The organism is Zooshikella ganghwensis DSM 15267 (genome assembly GCF_000428585.1).
Lineage (GTDB): Bacteria > Pseudomonadota > Gammaproteobacteria > Pseudomonadales > Zooshikellaceae > Zooshikella > Zooshikella ganghwensis.
In genome coordinates this window covers 12,813-31,534 of sequence record NZ_AUAF01000007.1, presented here as the reverse complement: position 1 = coordinate 31,534, position 18,722 = coordinate 12,813, and the positions used below count along the sequence as shown (strand labels likewise).

Sequence of the window (18,722 nt, the reverse complement as noted above, 5' to 3'; positions counted from 1 at the left end):
ATGTCCTATAAACAGTTATCAGGACGCGGCAAACCAGCTATTTTTGCCATTAGTTTTGCTGGGCTTTCAGGAAATAATCTCATTAAATAAATTGAGTTACCTTTTTCTTGTCCCAGTTGCTGACCAATATATTTGACCAAAGGTCGCATAGCTGGTGACAGTTGAAACTGTTGATAAAAATTACGTATACACTCAATCAGTTGCCAATGTTTGTCGGTAAGTTCAAGACCTTCTTTTGCTGCAAGTGCTGCTGCTACTTCAGGGCTCCAGTCTTGAAGATCCACCAGATAACCTTCTTTGTCCAGGCTAATTGTTCGCTCGCCCATTACTAACTGTTGCATACATCAATACCAACTTTGAGTCGCATCAAACACCGTACATAACCGCACAAACTCACTATCATTAACCAGCAGAGTATTAGGTAATAAGCGCTGAGTTATACCACGAGCTATTGCATCAACTTCCAAAACATATAAACGCTTTTGCGCTGCCAGCAAAGCGAGTTGATCTGCTTTTAAACCCTCATTAATGGCATTTAATACGCCATTTTCAATCAATAATAACGCACTATCTGCTTGCATGGTTGCCAAACATTGCTCAAGGGCTGGATGAGAGGCAGCAGATTTATTTACTGTGTGTAGTATCGCCATAATTAAAAATTAATAATAATATCGTGGGAGGCAATTAAACTGCCTAACTCATTCAATGCAGTCACTTTTGTTGCCAGCACAAAATCCTGAACTGTCAGATTGTTGCTTTTCATTGCTGAAGCATCAGTGTAAACCTGCTCAATCCCATATAATTCTAAAGCCCCAAAACTGGCACTATTATTTTTTTGATTGATCGCTTCTGGTTGTTGACCTTTCACCAGCTGCCAAATGCCATCCCCCATAAAAAATAAACTTACAGACTGTTCAAAGGTTGCTGCTACCAAGGCTAAATCTAAAGCTTCTTTACCTGCAAGCGACTGGTAAGGGGGGCGGGTAATCACCACAGCCATTTTTTTTGCTGCCTTACCTGTTTTGTTCTCAGCATCTTCAGCCATTTGGATACTCCTTATTCACCAAAAGTGATCATACGATCACTTTGCAAGCAAGCATCAACCCACTGCCCTAAACCTGATAGCTCCGCATGACTCATCATATTATTGGTATCCAGTTGATAGCGTTGTTGTTCTTGCTCATCAATAATACCGCGCCGCAGTGCTGCAGCAATACAAACAACCGTATCCAGCTGATACTCCGTTATTAAGTCTTGCCAGGCCTTGGACAAATGATACTCATCTTGAGGGGGGACCATAATTCGACTAGCCGTATAAACTCCTTCACCATAAAAGAAAATCCGGTAAATTTGATGCCCATCGGCCAATAATGCTTTAGCAAAACGATGCCCAGTACTTGGTGCAGCGGAATGGTTAGGTGCACCAAGAATGGTTAATGAAAAAATCATGGCTGATTTCCTTAAACCACCATTAATAAAAAAACCCTGCAAAAGCAGGGTTTATTAATAAAGCTAGTATTAACTAATTATTGGTTACCAGAAATTAGTCATCACCACTTAGTGCCATAAAGATATGCAGTAAAGATATAAACAAGTTATATATTGATGCATACAGCGTGATTGTGGCTAAGATATAGTTAGTTTCACCACCATTAATAATCTGGCCAGTTTGAAACAAAATTAAAGCACTGGCAAACAGCATAAATCCACAGGAAATAGCTAGGCTAAAGCCACCAATATCAAAAATCAGTGACATCACAACAGCAACCATTAATACAATGGCCCCTGCAGTGATAAAGCCTCTTAAGAAAGAGAAGTCTTTTTTCGTCATCAACGCATAGCCAGAAAGACCTAAAAAGATAGCAGCAGTGCCACCTAGTGCATTGACGACGATTGATGTGCCGCCAGCTGTCTGTAAAAACATGCCTATGATAGGACCAATCGCGTATCCTACAAATCCTGTAAATGCAAATACGGCAGCCAGACCCCAGACACTTCGGCTCAGCATTTGCGCCAAAAAGGATAATCCAATAAAGCCACCTAAAAAGACCCAAGGGTTAATCGGTGCAGAAAAACGGAACACATACGCCATCAACGCAGAAAAGCCTAGTGATAGGCTCAATAAAATATAGGTATTTTTTAATACCTTGTTAGTTTCAAGTATTGAGCGCTCACGCTCTATGGTATGGGTAGTTGCAGTCGCTGCTGTCACTTTATTCTCGAACACGTCTAAACCCTCGCTTGATGATATTTTGTGCAATTGAGAATCTTTTAAATGATCATACCTTGTACTTCATATAAATCAAGAAATTAGACTGTTGACTCTCCAAAAAAATTCAGTAAGATACGCCTCGTGTTTCGGGGGCTGCCAACCAAGCAAATTGGCAACCGGTGAGATTTAGCAAGCTTATCTGTATAAGCTTAGCAACATTCGATATACGATGTATTAAGTAAAGCTAACACATCAAAATATTAAAAGTTGCAATGTTATATCAAGCCGCTATAATCCAACCCGAAATTCAATTCCGGAGAGGTGGCTGAGCGGTTGAAAGCACCGGTCTTGAAAACCGGCGAGGGCTAATACCCCTCCCAGGGTTCGAATCCCTGCCTCTCCGCCATATAAAGCATAAAAAAAGCCGTCTACTTGTAGACGGCTTTTTTTATTGTCTAGCAAGACGGGTAACACCGTTAACCTAATCAAAAAGCATTACTCTGCAGCATCTGGCACTGGTCAGTGCCTTAGTAATCAGAGTACCATAGGGGTTTAACTAGCGTTCTCATACGAAACAATACATAACATGAATTAGCAGAATATGATCAAGCTATTAAGATGGAGAAATAACAGTACCCACCCAAAATAGTGGCTAATACATGATGTTTGAAAGGTATACATCTCTACCACTCAATATGAATCAACAATTTAATAACTCAGTCATACATTTCGTTTTCCCTGATGCTTGCTTGCAATGACTATTTATTCTGGGTTGCTACAGGATTGATCTGCTTAGGTTGCTAGCTCATGATCCAAACATTTCTCAAACAACAAGACTTCCATCATGCATTTTCCAATGCCACGATTGGCCGCGGTAAGCACTGCTTTAAAGCAGGACAGGTGCTCAGTGTTCGTATTGATCAAGTTAAGTCTAACGTCGTATCACTGATCAGTCATATTGACAACCATGAAGCATCACCACACGAACAACACATAATCATACGTCGCGAAACCGGTCATTCCTCTATTAATGGAGACTGCACATGTAATACTGGCTTCAACTGCAAACATGTTGTAGCCGCCTTATTACACTTTATTGAGTATCAACAGCAACCTTTACTGCAACAGCTCAAGCAGGATCAAACGTCTGCTGATAAACAGCCTTCGGTTCCAGAAAACCAGTGGGCCGTCTGGTACCAGCAATACCAACGACGTAAAAAAACCACACCTGAAACATATAAAACGATAGAGTTACCTGCAGCTTCAGATATTCCTCGTCAACCAACTGTCCTGTATTTATTGCAACCTTTGACCAGCGCGGCAAGCACTGAGCTTTTTTTCTCGATAGGTCTTTACCAGCAAGGTATGAACGGTTGGCAACTTATCAAACCTTTGACCGGAAATGTAACAGCTCATCCAGCTTTAACACGAGAAGATCAGGTTATTATTGGCGCTTTAAAGCCCATCTCTGATATGTTTGCGTTTGATAAGCGTCTGCAACCAACAATTAATAGTGAACTACTCAAACGCTTAATCACAACAGGTCGAGCCTATTTAGTACAAACGGAAGGTCATAAGCTTTTCTTGGACAAATCTCGACATGCCAGTTTACGTTGGGCTGAAGTCAAAGGGCACTATAAGCTTGAAACTGTGCTTGAAAACACCTCAAAAAACTGGATATCCCTCGCTACAACGCCCACTTTTTATATTGATGAAACTTCTGGTGCTTGCGGTATTATTGAGCAACCACTCGATAGTGGTTTATTTGATGCGCTTCGCTATATGCCTGGCATAAGTACTTCGCAGTTTGATGAACTCAGCGGTTTTATTCAGCAAGAAAAGCTGTCTAAGGTACTGCCATTACCTTCGCCTGAAACCACAAATACCCCCATAGCATCCCCCAAGCCTAAACTGCTTATCCAGTGGATTGAAAACCACTATGCGGTTAATGCTATGTTTGTCTATGGCCAGCAACATTTTCTTGCAGGCGATACCACAGCAGATACGTACCATACTTTCAGTGTTGAACAGGGCCATTCCGTTACCCTAAAGCGAGATATAGCCCAAGAAGAAGCATTAACTGATGAGCTGCTAAACGTACTGGCCGCATTTATTGAGCATTGCCAACTGACCACAGATGTTAGCCTACCTTTTGCTTTACCTGACGCAAAAGCTGATCCCATCAGTAACTACCAATTTTTTAGTCAACAGCTCAGTCAGCTGACACAAAAGGGCTGGACTGTTGATATCAAAGACAGCGGTGAGAAGCTGTTTATAGAGCCAGAGCAATGGTCTATTGCTTTACAACCAGAAACACAAAGCCAAGTATTAATTAATCTCACTGTTAATATTGATGGTGAAGACATCCCACTTTTACCACTGCTCATTGACTGGTTGAAGCGAACAACTCTTCAACCGGATGACCCACTACCTGATCCAGTGGTATTACTACACCCTAACGGCAAGCGTTGGATTACGCTACCCGCTGAAGATATTGCCCCTATTATTGGAATTTTGGTTGAACTCTACGATCGCCCAGCGTTAAAACAAAAACCTGGCTTATCATTGCCCAAAGCCGTTCTAGGTAGAATCCATCAACTGACAGAACAGCTGCATAATATCCACCGTCAGGGAGATAAGGCGCTTTTTGGATTAGGTAAACAGCTCAGTCATGACTTGATGGAAGTGGTTATCCCACCTAAAGGGCTAAAAGCACAGCTTCGAGACTACCAGCATCAAGGCTTAAACTGGCTGCAGTTTTTACGAAAGTCACATTTGGGAGGCATTCTAGCCGATGACATGGGGCTGGGAAAAACCTTGCAAACCCTTGCCCATATTCTTTATGAAAAAGAGCAGGGGAGATTGCGACAACCTGCCCTCATTGTTGCACCCACCAGCTTGTTGGAAAACTGGCAAAAAGAAGCCAATCACTTTACACCACAACTGACAACGTTGATTTGGCATGGTACCGACCGCATGAAGCTTTGGTCACAAGTGGCCGGTAACGCCATTGATATGCTGATTACCAGCTATGGCACCTTACAGCGAGATGCTGCCCACCTTGCAAGCCGACCTTTTTATTTAATGGTGCTTGATGAGGCCCAGTCCATAAAAAATGCCCGCTCCAAAGCGGCAACAGCTGTACGTCTAATTGATGCACAACATCGCTTGTGCTTAACAGGTACACCTGTCGAAAATCACCTTGAAGAGCTTTGGGCTTTGTTTGACTTCCTTACGCCAGGGCTGTTAGGCAACAAACAACAGTTCCGCCGGCTTTACCGGAAACCCATTGAGCAGCAGGAAAACAGCCAAAGTCAGGCTGAGCTGACTCAACGCATACGGCCTTTCTTACTACGCCGCACCAAAGCCCAAGTAGCAAAAGAACTACCAGCAAAAACAGAAATGACCAAACTGGTTTGTCTGACAGGTAAACAGCGAAAACTGTATGCTACCTTACGTGAAATCATGGCGGATAAAGTCTCTAGCCTTATTGCAGAAAAGGGCTTAAAGCGCAGTCAAATTGAAATTCTTGATATTCTTTTGAAGCTACGTCAGGTCTGCTGCGATCCTCAACTGGTTAAGCTCCCTGAAGCGCAACAAGTCACCCAGTCTGCTAAGCGTGAAATGCTTATCGATATGCTAGAACAGTTGGTCGCTGAAGACCGGAAAATTCTGGTTTTTTCTCAATTCACCAGCATGTTGCAATTAATCGAAAAAGAGTTAAATGCCAAACAGCTGTCCTATGTAAAGCTCACGGGTCAAACGCGTAATCGACAAGCAGTGATTGAAGAGTTTCAGCAAGGAGAAATCCCTATCTTCTTACTAAGCCTGAAAGCTGGAGGTGTGGGCTTGAACCTGACAGCGGCTGATACCGTCATTCACTATGATCCTTGGTGGAATCCAGCTGTTCAGCAGCAGGCCACAGACCGAGCCTATCGTATCGGGCAGGATAAGCCAGTGTTTGTTTACCGATTGGTTACCCAACATAGCATTGAAGAACAAATGCTCATGCTACAGGCTAAAAAACAACAACTGGCGGATGCACTTTACAATGAGGCGCCTACGGTCAAAACGTCACTCACTGACGAAGATTTGGCGTTACTATTACAGCCATTTGACCATCATGAGTAACGGGGTAACAAGCATTTAATAATACGGTGCTTAAAAGCCATGCAGCGCTTTGATTTCATCATAAGTACCGTCTTTTTTAAGAGCCGCAAGCGCTTCATTAAACTTCTTCACAATCGTCTCATGATTAGGATTTTTTCGGCTTACCACAAAATGTAATGGATTTTCGCTAAGGGCATTGTCAATAAACTCTACTTTGCCCTCAGCCTCCTTGAGCTTATTGGCAATTTCATATTTAGCTACCCATTCGTCTTCCAGAGTTAAGTCCACTCGTTTCGCAAGTAGTTTTTTGAGATTTAAGACAAATGTTCTTGCAGTTTCTTTTTTTAAAAAAGTCGCATTATCAAATTCAGCTTGATAAGCATAATCACGCGCAATGCCAATTTTGTAGGCTTTAAAGTCCTCCAGTGTTTTATAGGTAACCTTTTCCCCTTTGCGCTTAATAAATTTAATTCGGTTAACTAAGTAAGGCTCAGCATAGTTGAGCTTTTTTGCCCGTTCATCACTATACCAGGCGACATAAAGTGCATCATAATCACCATCATAAGTGCCATTTAGCGCTCGCGCCCATGGCACGATGTGTACTTCATACTCATAACCCGCCTTATTCAGAATATTCGTCACTAAATCGGTAGAAAACCCCTTATTCACTAACTCCTCTCCAACAAAAGGCGCCCATGAGTTTGCTGCAATTTTTAGTTTTTCTGCCGTTACATTACCTATTGAAAATAGGCAAATAAATAACGCTGTTATCAGTACTTACATGATAATTTTACCTACAGTTGAATAAATTCTGCACCTAACTGTTCCCGACAAAAAACACTTTCTGAAAAGTTAATCTCGTTCAAAAAAATGCTTTACTGTGAGTCCAACTCGCTTTTTTCATCTCGTATCCATTTTCATTAGTTAAGTACAAAATCCCATTCTCTGCTGACTTATGAGCCTTCTTAAAACTAGTGTGTTTTAGTACGTCCAATAAAGCATTGCCTAAAAGCACTCTGAGCAAAAGCTGATCATGAGAGACAAATAACTATACCCTTCACGAATGATTTCTAGGTTTTGTTATCTTCACTCCTCACCCCAATCACCTATTAGTATAGGCTCATGGGGGTTCGTCACTCGATGGCCGCACCTAAAAACCATTCGTATTGGGTATACACTCTCAATCCATCCTTCAGCATTAACTTCATCAAAGTAGAAAGTGATCTGCAAAAAAGTCAAAAACCAAGCTCAAAAAATAATGTAGAACAGTTTGCAACATAGCCAACAGTTTAAGAGCGTAATACCGGGTATCATGCACCTATCACCTGTTGTAATCCCGTTCTAAAGGGTATGCCTAGTTAAAGTAAGGGATAGGAAAAAAGTATGCGGCGAGTGGACCGGTACCTAAAACTGATTGATAGCCAACTAAAACCTGTATGGGAACGCTTATTTCCAGTTAGTGATTATCTGATCGGTATTAATTTTAGCTGGTCAACACAAGCAGGGGAGCATCCCAGTTTATTTTTTAGCCATCGCCAGCATCCCTATTTTAAGGGCCACGGTTTTTCGATTGAAAGTGAAGCGTTGTATAACTACTTTCACGAAAACAACACACTGCATCCATTGCTTTTTCAATTTGAACTTAACGCTTTAATTCGGAGCTGTTGTTTACCTGCTGACGAGTTCCCATTACAACGCAACTTTATTTATGCTGGACTCAACTTATTGCTCACCAATCCAGCCAATGCTCCAGTAGATAAACCTGCTATTCCTATCAATTATGAGTTACTGCAGCCAGAACAATTTCCCTACCCAGCACTCTTAACCTGGACTAATGAGCCATGTGCAGTGTTGGTATTAGCACATACTCAAGATCAAGCGATTGTGCGCCTTATGCAACCACTTGTGGGGAAAGTCAAACAGTTAAGTGAAGATGACCAAGATTTTCTCAGTTTATTTATCGAAGAAAATAACCTTTTACGTATTCCTGCAGGGCATACTCTTACTGTTAGTCTGCGTTTTATAGACTTTCCTGCTAACTGGTTTCAGTACATTTGCGCACCCAACAAGCAAATCATCATGACACGGTTAGCATTAATTTATTGTGCACAATCTGGTCACACCTCGACAGCACCAACACCGCATCACACCAGTAAAAATACTTCTCCCAAACTTTCACTCATCAATTGTGAGCCAGAAATAGACTTACCAGAAGAAGAAATCAATTTAACGGTTGATACCGTGAAAACATCTTCACCCACCCCGGCTAAAACCAACCGATGGTTATTACCACTGACCGTATCTCTGCTAGGGCTTTGTCTTACGGCTGTTGCACTTGTTAAATGGCTTTAGGTGTTACGCCTGAAAAGCTTCCTTAATACGACATAAACGAATAATGGACTTCACTTCGGGAATCATGGGAGGTGCCACACTAAATGACCTTAATCCCAGCTGTAACAGCGATGTAATATGTTGTTTATTAGCGGCGAGCTCGCCACACAGTGAAACGGGTATTTGTGAATGACTCGCAGCAACAACCTGGCGTATCAAACTCAAAACGGCAGGGTGATGTTCAATATAGTAGTTACTGACAGACATGTTTTCTCTTCCTGCTGCCATGGTGTATTGGGTTAAGTCATTGCTGCCAATGCTGATAAAATCAGTTAACGGTAAAAGCTGATCAATACATAAGGCTGCTGCAGGGGTTTCAACCATAAAACCAAGAGGTGGCACTTGACGATAACCTTTCTCTGCAACAACGTCCTGAAGCATCCTTTTCACTACTAAAATATCTTCTTTTAGTGTCACCATTGGAATTAAAATCGTCACTTTCATCGTCAGTGAAAGCTTCGCTAGCACTTCAAGCTGGGTCTTCAGTAAATCCAAATTTTCTCGCAGTAAGCGAATACCTCTAAGTCCTAAAAACGGGTCTGGCTCATCAGGTAAGTTAAGGCTCGGGGGCCTTTTATCCCCCCCCGCATCCAGCAGTCGAATAATCAGAGGTTGATCTCTTACCACATAAAGAGCTTCACGCAGATAACTATAAAGCTCCTCAGCAGTGGGTACCATTTTATTGCTTAGGTAAACGCCTTCTAAACGATACAAACCAATACCATCACATCCCTGAGCTTTAGCATTCAAGACATCTTCAGGTGAGTTCGCATTGGCCATGACTGTGACCATTTCGCCATCAGCACTGACTGCCGGGGCAAACCTTTGCTGCTGAGCTTTGCGGAGACGTTTACGCTGGTTTTTAACAAGATCCCGAAACCCAAGAAAAGTCTCTCGGTCAGGATCAACAATCACAGAACCATTGTCCCCATCGAGTAGAAGCAATGAACGATTGGTAACATTATTAAACACATCCTGGACGTGGCCTACACAAGGAATACCCAGCTCACGTGTTAATAATGCAGCATGGGAACCTAATCCCCCTTGTTCTAAGACCACACCTGCGGCGGCTTGGCGGGATAAGTAAATGGTATCTGATGGTAATAGTCGCCTGGCAACCACCACACTGTGTGGTGGAAGACGCTCCAACATATGGGCTTGAATTCCTCCAAGGGACATTAACAGGCGACGGCACAAGTCTTCAATATCATCCGCTTTGCTGCGAAAGGCTTCATCTTTGTTTTCTCGAAACTGTTCAGCTAAACGTCGAAAAACGATTTTAATCACTTGTTCCGCATTAATTTGCTCTGTCTTTAACGTATCTTTTAGCTGCTCAAGTAAGGTCGCATCATCCAACATCATGGACTGAACATAAAAGATATCAGCAACTTCGTCATTTAACTGTTCTTTGGTGTTCTTGACAGAGTGCATTAACTCATCTTGAACGTCGTCAATCGCCGTATCAATGCGATCATACTCATTTGTCAGCTGCTGTTTACTAACCGCATAGTGATCATGTTCTCGCCAAAGAATATCCTGGTAATGATAAGCACGTCCCCATGCCAGGCCAGAAGAAACGGATACACCACTGACCAGTTTGTTGTTACACTCTGCGGCTTTCAAGTTGATACTCTTCAATACTAACCTCATCACACCAATGTCAAACGAACGTTGATACTTTAATTAAGCTTCGTGTCAATTAATCGATTGTTCATTCAGTTTTAACAGCTACCATATTGTCTAAATATGCTATCAAATTTTAATAAAAAAAAGCCGCACACAAAAAAAGTAGAATGTATTATACCCTCTGTGAAGTACTATATAAGCAACCTTTTGCTGAAGGTTAACAACGTTAAAATAGAGTGTTACATACCCTAAACGAAGGGTTTTTAACAGCGTGTTCAACAATACTAACAACAAACCCTACCAATGTGTCGGGAATATATTAGTACAGCTTCACTGGTCCAACAGGATAAGCACTTTAGATAGCACGCATAAAATTGATTCGTGAAGGATATACAAAACTCAGACCTATTAAACGACTTATGTCGTTTACTTTTGCTCACCCCCAATTGAGATAATGATGAGTCATATAACATCAGACCTAAAAACCATTGAACATGCACTACAAACTGCTTGGGTTTTTGATGGCAAAGGAGAAGGGCAACAATTAACACCAGAACAACTTTTAATAGCTCCTCATCCTGATCGTTTTGTATGGATCCATCTAAAACGAGACACGCCCAACCTCGACTTATGGTTAACTGGACAACTTCAGCTGCCTGAAGCTATAAGTTTAGCGCTTTTGTCAGAGGATACCCGCCCTCGTTGTGAGTTTTATCAGAACAACTGTTTACTCAATCTGCGAGGCATCAACCTAAACCCTGGTGCCATACCTGAAGAAATGATTTCTATGCGCTGCTGGATACAGGGCAAACGTTTAATTACTCTGAGCAAATACCATTTTGTTTCAGTGAATGAACTTCAGCAACAGTTTAACGAAGGCATATTCCCTAAAAGCACCGCTGAACTACTAGTCTGGTTAATAACAGGACTTACAGATAAACTGGCTATTTACCTTGAGCAGCTGGATGAACAGCTTGATAAGCTTGAAAACAACGATGACTTAACAGCCATTTCTCGTTTAATCACAGAAGTAACTCAATTGCGTAACCAGGTCACTAAGCTGAGGAGGTATATCGCCCCCCAGGTTGCCGCTTTATCGAGCCTAACGCTCAGTCAGCTTTCCTGGTTAAACCATGAAGAGGGCTTAAGTTTTCGCAATGTCCAGGATGAAGTAACCCGAGTCACCGAAGATCTAGAAGCGATGCGTGAACGCGCCATCATCATAAAAGATAATTTACAACAACAGCTTTCTGAAAAATTAAATCGTAATACCTATTTACTGACTGTGGTTGCTGCGATTTTTCTTCCCATTAGTTTTTTGACAGGGCTACTGGGGATAAATGTTGGAGGCTTACCAGGTACAGAAAGCACAGATGCTTTTTTGATTGTTTGTGTAATTACACTCATCACTGTGGTTATTGAGTTAGTTCTTCTAAAAGTATTAAAAATATTTTAGCACTAAAAAAGTCTAAGCTTATTATCGATTGGCAATGATAAATAAACGACGAAAGGGTAGAACGATATCGCCAGTAATCTGTTTAGGGTAAGCGTGTTGATACCCCTGTAATACCTGCTGTTCAAATTCTTGTTGCCAGTCTTTATTGTTCAATGCGGCTAAATATGGACGTAATCCTGTGCCTCGAAACCAGTTGAGAATAGCCTCATGACTTTTCATTACATGGTAATAACGCGTTTCCCACATATCAAGATAACAGCATAAAGGTGCTAATAAATCATAATAAAATGTTGTTCTTTCTAATGTCGCCCTATTAACAATTGAACTAAATCGTTTGCGCCAATAGCTCGACTCAACCAGATCATCAACCACTTTATGCAATGGTGCATCAATATTGGCCGGCATCTGCATAGCAAACACACCAACAGGGGAAAGCTGAGCAATTAATTGAGGAAATAGCACGTCATGTTTTGGCAACCAATGCAGCACAGCATTTGCAAACAAGATATCGACAGGTTCAGAGGCTTGCCAACAACGAATATCTGCTTTAACCCACGTCACTTGAGGGCAACTCTGTCTTGCTTTATTCAGCATAGTGGTAGACTGATCAATGCCTGTTATTTCTGCTGCAGGCCAACGCTTCCTTAATTCTGCAGTACTGTTACCGGGTCCACACCCTAAATCAATAATGTGTGTAGGTTGCTCAAAGGAAATATGTTGAATCAAGTCTTGGATGGGTCTTCGTCGCTCATTTGCACATTGTAAATAACAGTCAGGATCCCATGAAAACATGTTTTTCCCCGTTAAAAAAGCACTATGGCCTGTTAACACTATTTAATCAGTCAAGTGACGTGGTGTTCTAAAGTATTTTAAGCGTCGTTTAACGTATTATGTGGTCCAAATACTTCATAATTAATCTGATCAGATGAAATGTTATCCATTGCGGTTAATTGTTTAAAAATATTTTTCATAAAGGGTAGGGGACCACATAAATAATATTGATGCTTAGGGTTAAAAAATGTCTTACACAACACCGTTAAGTCCATAAAACCTTGGCAGTCATAATCATGCTGATAGCGATCAGTTGATTTTGGTTCTCTATACCATGTATAGCTTACTAGATTTGTATGGCGTTGTTTTAATCTAATCAACTCATCGCGAAACGCATGTACTTCACTATGCTCACAAGCATGTAAAAAATAAATTTTCGCTGGGTGTTGCTGCTCTAAAAGTTGATTCAACATACTCATCATAGGGGTCAAACCGACACCAGCAGAAATTAATACAACAGGTGTTTCATGATCTGCTTGCAGATAAAAATCCCCAGCAGGAGGCAAAATACTGAGCTTGTCACCCACATTAACCTGTTCATGTAAATAACTAGAGACCAAACCTAACTGTGGATGCAGCTCCTGCTTAACACTGATTCTATAGGTTTTTCCATTAGGTTTATCCGACAGTGAATATTGCCGTATTTGTTGATAAGGCGAAGCCGTACCGGAGGGCATAATTACACTAAGATACTGACCTGGCTGAAAGTCCATCACAGGTCCACCATCTTCTGCCGCTAACACAAATGAGGTAATACAGTCGCTTTCCCGCTCTTTATGGACAACATAAAAAAACCGAGCTCCACGCCAGCCACCGATGACCGCCTCTCGCTGTTCATAAAGCTCACCTTCGCGCTGGATGAAAATATCCGCCAATGCAGCATAAGCTTTGTCCCAGGCAGCAAGCACTTCTGCTGTTGCCGCTTCTGGTGCTAACTCTTGCAACGTAGCCAACAAGTGCTGTCCAACAATAGGATAATGTTCAGGCAAAATCATAAACCCAGTATGTTTTTGCGCAATGTGCTCAACCATTTCAGCTAAACGACCAGGTTCATGTAAATGTTTGGCATAAGCCAGAATTGCATTGAACAGGGCTTTGGGTTGAGAGCTGTTATGTTGGTTACTCACATTAAATATATGCTTAAGTTCTGGGTTCCACTTAAACATTCGCTGATAAAAGTGCGTGGTCAGCGCTGTATTTGCTTGCTCCAGAAGAGGAATCGTAGCTTGAACAGTAGCAATAGTTTGGGCGTCGAGCATTGTCTTAAACTCCAACATTCAAAAACATCATAAAGTTGCATTCTAAATACATATTTTAAAATATGCATCTTAAATATATATTTATCAGGTAGCAAGCTATTTAAGTTGAACACATTTAACGACTATGAAACTCACCCAATACACAGACTATGGTTTACGTACCCTCATTTACTTGACCACGCTACCGCCTGACACATTAAGCAACGTCGGCGATGTAGCTGCACGCTATGCTATTTCACGAAACCATTTAGTGAAGGTCGTAAACCAGCTTACAAGGCTTGGGTATATTTGCAGTGTCAGAGGCAAAGGAGGGGGGATTCGACTGGCGAAAAAGCCCACAGATATTATTCTTGGTGCCGTTATTCGTGCATTGGAAGGCAATTTGCAAGCGGTTGAATGCCATGCGCTGCGCTGTAAGCTTGTTGAGCACTGCGCATTGCAACAAGCATTAGCCACCGCTATGGATGCTTTTTTACAAGTAATGGATGGTTATACCCTGGCTGATATTACCCAAAATAAAACGGAACTTGTTCAGCTATTAACGCTTCCACCATAACTGGCATAAAAGCCTGTCGTAAAAGATTGAACAGTGGTGGTGGTCACTCTGGCCAAATCGAAAACAGTTCTCCACGGAGAAAAATTAAACCACGTCACAAAGCGAGTAATTCTTCAAGTTAGGCCGCTATTCTCCGCTGAAAAGACTGTCGTTATACCGCAAGTTCCCTATAATAATTTGCCTTACAATCCTTCAGACTCCTAGAAAAATGAGTATGCTTTGCCTAACCCTTTTCTTTTCAGGAGTACACATTGACCAGGAACAATAGTTTTATGCTGCTTAAACGTGCGCTGTTGACTGGTATAACCAGTATTACTTTGATGTATTCTCCCTTTAACTTAGCGGATGCTTTTTATCATTTACAAGGCAAGCTGCAACTTGGCAAACAACAGTTCAATGTCATATCTAAAGATCTAAGAAGTAATAAAGAAGCAAGTATTCTCTTATCAGACCAGAAAACACGCCTGGAGCTTTTGCTCACGACATTACCTGATGGGAAACTATCTTTATTAGCAAAAGTAAAAACCAAGCACTCTTTAAAAAACAGTGATTATCTCTTTCTTCCTGAACATATCATCAAACCAAAAGAACAGCAGACACTCCGTAAAATTGATCCAACTACCAATACTCCCATTATTTGGCAAGTACTTATCAAAGCATCAATCAATAACTCAGATATTAAGGCGACGCCGTAATCCATTACCGCCCGAACGCAAATACAACTTGTCGGTTAAACAAAGAGACATAAAGGTTATCATGTAAAAATAAGGGATTTTTAGACGCCGCCTGAGCATAGTTGACTATACTTCAACTATTCAATACACCAACACAAGCGAGCGTTATGTCTCAGACAAAACAATGGCTGACGATTCAGATTGGTGAAGTGTGGTGCCTTCACGAAACCAGCGTGATCAGAGAAATTCTCGACTTCATCACCCCTGTTGGTGTTGCAGGTGCACCAGAGTTTGTAAGTGGTATCATTAATTATCGGAGTGAAATCCTTACCCTTATAGACGCCAGCAGTATACTACACTTGAACTATACCAACCCAACCCAAGACCAAAAAATCATCACCTATGAAATAAATCATGGCATATATGGCCTTAAAGTTGATGGTGTTGGCGAAATTTTAAATTTCACTGAGGATGTTATTGACCAAAGTGAATCCCCTCTTGATGACCCTTATAAGCTCATCACCGGTTCTGTTGAAATAAATGATGAAATATTTTGCGCCATTGATATTCCAACGTTTATTCATAACTTCCTCAGTATAAATAAAGCCGACTAACCTCCCTTAATAATCAGTCCTTCCATAAAACGACAAAAGATCATAAACAGTTAATGTCGGGTACATTAGTATTTTTTTTAGGCATATTTTCAGGCTTAAGCTGCTTGGCAAACTCCTCCATAGGCGCTGCATCGACCTTATCACTATCGAGCGCTGGACCACTTTCCATATAAGCCACCAATAATTTTGCCACACTTTCAAGTGCGGATAAGTGTGTTCGCTCATAACCATGGGTTGCATCTGTTCCAAAGGTAATGAGCGAATGGCGAATATCATGTCCTGCCTGCACAGCAGATAATGCATCACTATAATAAAAGCGAAAAACATCACGCTGATAAGGAATATTATTCTCTTTGCATAAGCCAATTAAATGTCTCGACAGGTGATAATCAAAAGGACCACTGGAGTCTTTTAACGCGATAGTTACACCAAACTCTGTAGAGTTCTGACCGGGAGCAACAGGGGCTATATCAACCCCGACAAATTCGGTCACCATCTCATCCAAGGCATGACCCACTCCAGAACCTACTTCTTCAGTCAAGGTAAAAATTGGATGGCAATCAATTGCCAGCGGTATCTTATATTCCAAAACAGCCTTCAGCGCAGCCAGCAGTGCAGCGGTTCCCGCTTTATTATCCAAATGGCGAGAGACAATATAACCGTTATCCAGAAGCTCAGGGTTTGGATCAAAAGCAATAAAATCGCCCACATCCATACCTAGCTTGTAGACATCTGCCGCACTACGAATATGTTCATCAATTCGTACTTCAACCTGATCCCAGTTAATAGGCTGACTATCAATGGCCTCATTAAAAGCATGTCCCGCGGCTAACAGTGGAAGTACTGTGCCTCGGTAGCTATGATTATCAGAGAAAATAGTGACGCGAGCACCTTCAGCAAAGCGGCTTGACCAGTGACCTATCGGCGTAATACTTAAGCGCCCATTTGCTTTGACTTCTCGTAGCATTGCACCAATGGTATCAAGGTGCGTCACAATGGCGCGGTCAGGACGTTGTTCTGCACCTTTTAAATGCGCTCTAATCGTACCGCGTCGCGTCAAATCATAACTAATACCCAGCTCTTGCAGCTTATTACACACGTAATACACAACACGGTCGGTAAATCCTGTAGGGCAGGGGATTGCAAACAGCTCTAACATGACCTGTTGCAAATACGCCATATCAATTGGGATATCAGTACCTTTATTCATCACAGGGTTCATCCTTACCACTCGATACGTTTAATGCTGTTTAGTCATGGGAAATAACATATCAACAAACCGTTGTGCCGTTGGGTGCGGTTCGTGATTTGCTAAACCAGGACGCTCATTCGCCTCGATAATGACATACATGGGCTGCTCAGGATCAGGCACGATAAAATCAATACCCGCCACAGGTACGCCTAAAGCTTTGGTTGCCTCAAGTGCTGCTTGAGCAATCACCGGATGTAAGCCTTCAGTAACATCATGCAAGGTGCCTCCCGTATGCAAGTTAGCGGTTTTTCGTACCTGAAGCACTTCACCTTGCGGTAACACATCATCCATGGTCCAACCCGCGTGCTTGATGCAGCGACTGGTTTCCTGGTCAATGGGAATGGTACTTTCGCCTCCAGTGGCCGCTTGGCGGCGCCGGCTTTGTTTATCGATCAGCTGCTTAATGGTGCTGACCCCATCGCCCACAATTTCAGCAGGCTTCCTTATTGCCGCAGCGACAACCTGATCATCAATCACCAGCACACGTAAATCCTGTCCATAATGGAAACTTTCCAGTAGGACCTGAGATGAGACCCCTTTAGCATACTGAATCGCTGTTTTCACCTCATCGAGAGTAGCAAGGTCCACTGAGATTCCTTGCCCCTGTTCAGCATCCAGCGGCTTAACTACGACTGATCCTACTTTGTCTAAAAATGACTCAACCTGTGCTGTACTATCATCTTCAACCAATAAAACTTCAGGCACTTTGAGACCAGCACGCATTAAAGTTTTATGGGTCAACCATTTGTTTTGACAAAGCTTACACGCATAAGCGGAAGTCAGGTCGGTGAGTGACTCATTACAACGAATCACCCGCCCACCATGCCTTAAGGTGAATAGGTTTGCTGCCGCATCATCAACGACAACTTCAATGCCACGCGCAAGCGCTTCATCAATAATAATTTGAGCATAAGGATTTAGTGTTAAACATGCTTGAGGCCCAACAAATAATTTTTCATTTATGGCATTTTTCTTTTTAACCGCAAAGGTATTCAAACGCTCAAACCCTAACTTTTTATAAAGCGCCTTAGCACTTGAATTATCATGCAAAACAGATAAGTCCAAAAACTGGCAACCTCGAACCTGAAAGTACTCTACGAGATAACGAGCCAGGGCTTCTCCCACTGCACCGTGTTTACACTCAGGTGCCACGGCTAAAGACCATAAGCTGCTGCCTTTATCTGGATCATCAAACAGCTTTTCATGATTAAGTCCCATAACCGTTCCTACCACTTCGCCTGACTTGCGATCTACCGCCACGAGATACAACAGTTTCTTTGAGCGACGGTGCTGCAAAATATGCTTAACAGGAATAGGCACCATACCTCGCTTTAATAAAATGGTATTCAAAGCTTCAGCATCGAGACTTGATGTTGCACGACGAACCGAAATACTACTGATAACTCTTTGTCGAGGTCGGTAGTTGGTCATCCATAAACGATAGGTGTCCGAAGGGTCCAAAAACAGTGACTGTGGTGCTTTTGCCAGTAATACATGGGGCTGATCAACATAGAAAGCGATATTTCGTTGTCCAGCAGGCTCTTCCAGCAAGGGCTTAGCGATCAAACTGGCAGATGAAAATGTATGCCCCATAATCAACGTTCCCCAACCGCAATCTACAGTCACATTTTGCGGCTGGCTCCGGTCATTTTCCTCCCGTAAACAGGCGGCCTGAAGCTGCTCAAAAGAAGGCTGTTGTTTTCGCACAATCCGTGACCGGTTACGTAAACGGGTAGTCATG

17 protein-coding genes and 1 tRNA gene are annotated in these 18,722 nt (G+C 42.1%); 7 read left to right on the top strand and 11 right to left on the bottom strand.

Features of this window, described 5'->3' with window-relative positions; all coding sequences use genetic code 11:
* Positions 1–5: 5 nt before the first annotated feature.
* The 5 genes from F607_RS0102765 to F607_RS0102745 all read right to left on the bottom strand — a co-directional run bounded on the left by F607_RS0102765 (position 6) and on the right by F607_RS0102745 (position 2,227).
* Positions 6–341: a TusE/DsrC/DsvC family sulfur relay protein gene (locus F607_RS0102765; RefSeq protein ID WP_027706818.1), complete on the bottom strand. Its 336-nt coding sequence runs from the start codon at positions 339–341 to the stop codon at positions 6–8.
* A gap of 3 nt (positions 342–344) precedes the next feature.
* Positions 345–650: a sulfurtransferase complex subunit TusB gene (gene tusB, locus F607_RS27900; RefSeq protein WP_051310782.1), complete on the bottom strand. Its 306-nt coding sequence runs from the start codon at positions 648–650 to the stop codon at positions 345–347.
* A 2-nt stretch (positions 651–652) separates the two neighbouring features.
* Entirely contained in the window at positions 653–1,045 is a 393-nt protein-coding gene (gene tusC / locus F607_RS0102755; RefSeq protein ID WP_051310780.1) for a sulfurtransferase complex subunit TusC, read from the bottom strand.
* 11 nt (positions 1,046–1,056) lie between these two features.
* Entirely contained in the window at positions 1,057–1,449 is a 393-nt protein-coding gene (gene tusD / locus F607_RS0102750; protein ID WP_027706816.1) for a sulfurtransferase complex subunit TusD, read from the bottom strand.
* Between the two features lie 94 nt (positions 1,450–1,543).
* A complete protein-coding gene (locus F607_RS0102745; RefSeq protein ID WP_230400358.1) occupies positions 1,544–2,227 on the bottom strand; it encodes a Bax inhibitor-1/YccA family protein in 684 nt (227 codons plus the stop codon).
* A gap of 300 nt (positions 2,228–2,527) precedes the next feature.
* On the opposite strand from F607_RS0102745, the gene F607_RS0102740 reads away from it, so the two are divergent.
* Both F607_RS0102740 and F607_RS0102735 read left to right on the top strand, forming a co-directional pair.
* Positions 2,528–2,618 (top strand) — tRNA-Ser (locus F607_RS0102740).
* Between the two features lie 401 nt (positions 2,619–3,019).
* The gene (locus F607_RS0102735; RefSeq protein WP_027706814.1) at positions 3,020–6,343 is read left to right on the top strand and encodes a DEAD/DEAH box helicase; all 3,324 of its coding nucleotides are present in this window, start codon (positions 3,020–3,022) and stop codon (positions 6,341–6,343) included.
* A 30-nt stretch (positions 6,344–6,373) separates the two neighbouring features.
* On the opposite strand, the gene F607_RS0102730 is transcribed toward F607_RS0102735, so the two are convergent.
* Positions 6,374–7,033 (bottom strand): substrate-binding periplasmic protein, encoded by a 660-nt coding sequence (locus F607_RS0102730; protein WP_268967627.1) that lies wholly within the window; start codon positions 7,031–7,033, stop codon positions 6,374–6,376.
* A gap of 672 nt (positions 7,034–7,705) precedes the next feature.
* On the opposite strand from F607_RS0102730, the gene F607_RS0102715 reads away from it, so the two are divergent.
* The gene (locus tag F607_RS0102715) at positions 7,706–8,674 is read left to right on the top strand and encodes a hypothetical protein (protein WP_027706812.1); all 969 of its coding nucleotides are present in this window, start codon (positions 7,706–7,708) and stop codon (positions 8,672–8,674) included.
* Between the two features lie 3 nt (positions 8,675–8,677).
* Here the strand turns inward: F607_RS0102715 and ptsP are convergent, their stop codons facing one another.
* A complete protein-coding gene (gene ptsP, locus F607_RS0102710) occupies positions 8,678–10,351 on the bottom strand; it encodes a phosphoenolpyruvate--protein phosphotransferase (RefSeq protein ID WP_169719755.1) in 1,674 nt (557 codons plus the stop codon).
* Between the two features lie 442 nt (positions 10,352–10,793).
* Here ptsP and F607_RS27895 point away from each other — a divergent pair, with 442 nt between their 5' ends.
* Positions 10,794–11,795: a zinc transporter ZntB gene (locus F607_RS27895; RefSeq protein ID WP_084611076.1), complete on the top strand. Its 1,002-nt coding sequence runs from the start codon at positions 10,794–10,796 to the stop codon at positions 11,793–11,795.
* 21 nt (positions 11,796–11,816) lie between these two features.
* Here F607_RS27895 and F607_RS0102700 read toward each other — a convergent pair whose 3' ends face one another.
* On the bottom strand, positions 11,817–12,587 hold the full coding sequence (locus tag F607_RS0102700; protein WP_027706810.1) for a methyltransferase domain-containing protein: 771 nt from the start codon (positions 12,585–12,587) through the stop codon (positions 11,817–11,819).
* Between the two features lie 77 nt (positions 12,588–12,664).
* Positions 12,665–13,885, bottom strand: coding sequence for an NO-inducible flavohemoprotein (gene hmpA, locus F607_RS0102695; protein ID WP_027706809.1), 1,221 nt, complete (start codon positions 13,883–13,885; stop codon positions 12,665–12,667).
* Between the two features lie 124 nt (positions 13,886–14,009).
* On the opposite strand from hmpA, the gene F607_RS0102690 reads away from it, so the two are divergent.
* The 3 genes from F607_RS0102690 to F607_RS0102680 all read left to right on the top strand — a co-directional run bounded on the left by F607_RS0102690 (position 14,010) and on the right by F607_RS0102680 (position 15,729).
* On the top strand, positions 14,010–14,441 hold the full coding sequence (locus F607_RS0102690) for an Rrf2 family transcriptional regulator (protein ID WP_027706808.1): 432 nt from the start codon (positions 14,010–14,012) through the stop codon (positions 14,439–14,441).
* A 272-nt stretch (positions 14,442–14,713) separates the two neighbouring features.
* Entirely contained in the window at positions 14,714–15,136 is a 423-nt protein-coding gene (locus F607_RS0102685; protein WP_027706807.1) for a hypothetical protein, read from the top strand.
* Between the two features lie 146 nt (positions 15,137–15,282).
* Complete coding sequence (locus F607_RS0102680) at positions 15,283–15,729, top strand: chemotaxis protein CheW (RefSeq protein WP_027706806.1); 447 nt, start codon at positions 15,283–15,285, stop codon at positions 15,727–15,729.
* Between the two features lie 40 nt (positions 15,730–15,769).
* Here F607_RS0102680 and F607_RS0102675 read toward each other — a convergent pair whose 3' ends face one another.
* Both F607_RS0102675 and ngg read right to left on the bottom strand, forming a co-directional pair.
* The gene (locus tag F607_RS0102675; RefSeq protein WP_027706805.1) at positions 15,770–16,939 is read right to left on the bottom strand and encodes an osmoprotectant NAGGN system M42 family peptidase; all 1,170 of its coding nucleotides are present in this window, start codon (positions 16,937–16,939) and stop codon (positions 15,770–15,772) included.
* Positions 16,940–16,969: 30 nt separating this feature from the next.
* Positions 16,970–18,721 carry an N-acetylglutaminylglutamine synthetase gene (gene ngg, locus F607_RS0102670; RefSeq protein ID WP_027706804.1) on the bottom strand — a complete coding sequence of 584 codons (1,752 nt, stop codon included), beginning with the start codon at positions 18,719–18,721 and terminating at the stop codon, positions 16,970–16,972.
* Between the last annotated feature and the right edge of the window lies 1 nt (position 18,722).

Excerpts from the sequence above, each read along its gene's own strand:
- F607_RS0102765 (WP_027706818.1), bottom strand. The coding sequence starts at position 341 with ATGCAACAGTTAGTAATGGGCGAGCGAACAATTAGCCTGGACAAAGAA.
- tusB (WP_051310782.1), bottom strand. The coding sequence starts at position 650 with ATGGCGATACTACACACAGTAAATAAATCTGCTGCCTCTCATCCAGCC.
- tusC (WP_051310780.1), bottom strand. The coding sequence starts at position 1,045 with ATGGCTGAAGATGCTGAGAACAAAACAGGTAAGGCAGCAAAAAAAATG.
- tusD (WP_027706816.1), bottom strand. The coding sequence starts at position 1,449 with ATGATTTTTTCATTAACCATTCTTGGTGCACCTAACCATTCCGCTGCA.
- F607_RS0102735 (WP_027706814.1), top strand. The coding sequence starts at position 3,020 with ATGATCCAAACATTTCTCAAACAACAAGACTTCCATCATGCATTTTCC.
- F607_RS0102715 (WP_027706812.1), top strand. The coding sequence starts at position 7,706 with ATGCGGCGAGTGGACCGGTACCTAAAACTGATTGATAGCCAACTAAAA.
- F607_RS27895 (WP_084611076.1), top strand. The coding sequence starts at position 10,794 with ATGATGAGTCATATAACATCAGACCTAAAAACCATTGAACATGCACTA.
- F607_RS0102700 (WP_027706810.1), bottom strand. The coding sequence starts at position 12,587 with ATGTTTTCATGGGATCCTGACTGTTATTTACAATGTGCAAATGAGCGA.
- hmpA (WP_027706809.1), bottom strand. The coding sequence starts at position 13,885 with ATGCTCGACGCCCAAACTATTGCTACTGTTCAAGCTACGATTCCTCTT.
- F607_RS0102690 (WP_027706808.1), top strand. The coding sequence starts at position 14,010 with ATGAAACTCACCCAATACACAGACTATGGTTTACGTACCCTCATTTAC.
- F607_RS0102685 (WP_027706807.1), top strand. The coding sequence starts at position 14,714 with ATGCTGCTTAAACGTGCGCTGTTGACTGGTATAACCAGTATTACTTTG.
- F607_RS0102680 (WP_027706806.1), top strand. The coding sequence starts at position 15,283 with ATGTCTCAGACAAAACAATGGCTGACGATTCAGATTGGTGAAGTGTGG.
- F607_RS0102675 (WP_027706805.1), bottom strand. The coding sequence starts at position 16,939 with ATGAATAAAGGTACTGATATCCCAATTGATATGGCGTATTTGCAACAG.
- ngg (WP_027706804.1), bottom strand. The coding sequence starts at position 18,721 with ATGACTACCCGTTTACGTAACCGGTCACGGATTGTGCGAAAACAACAG.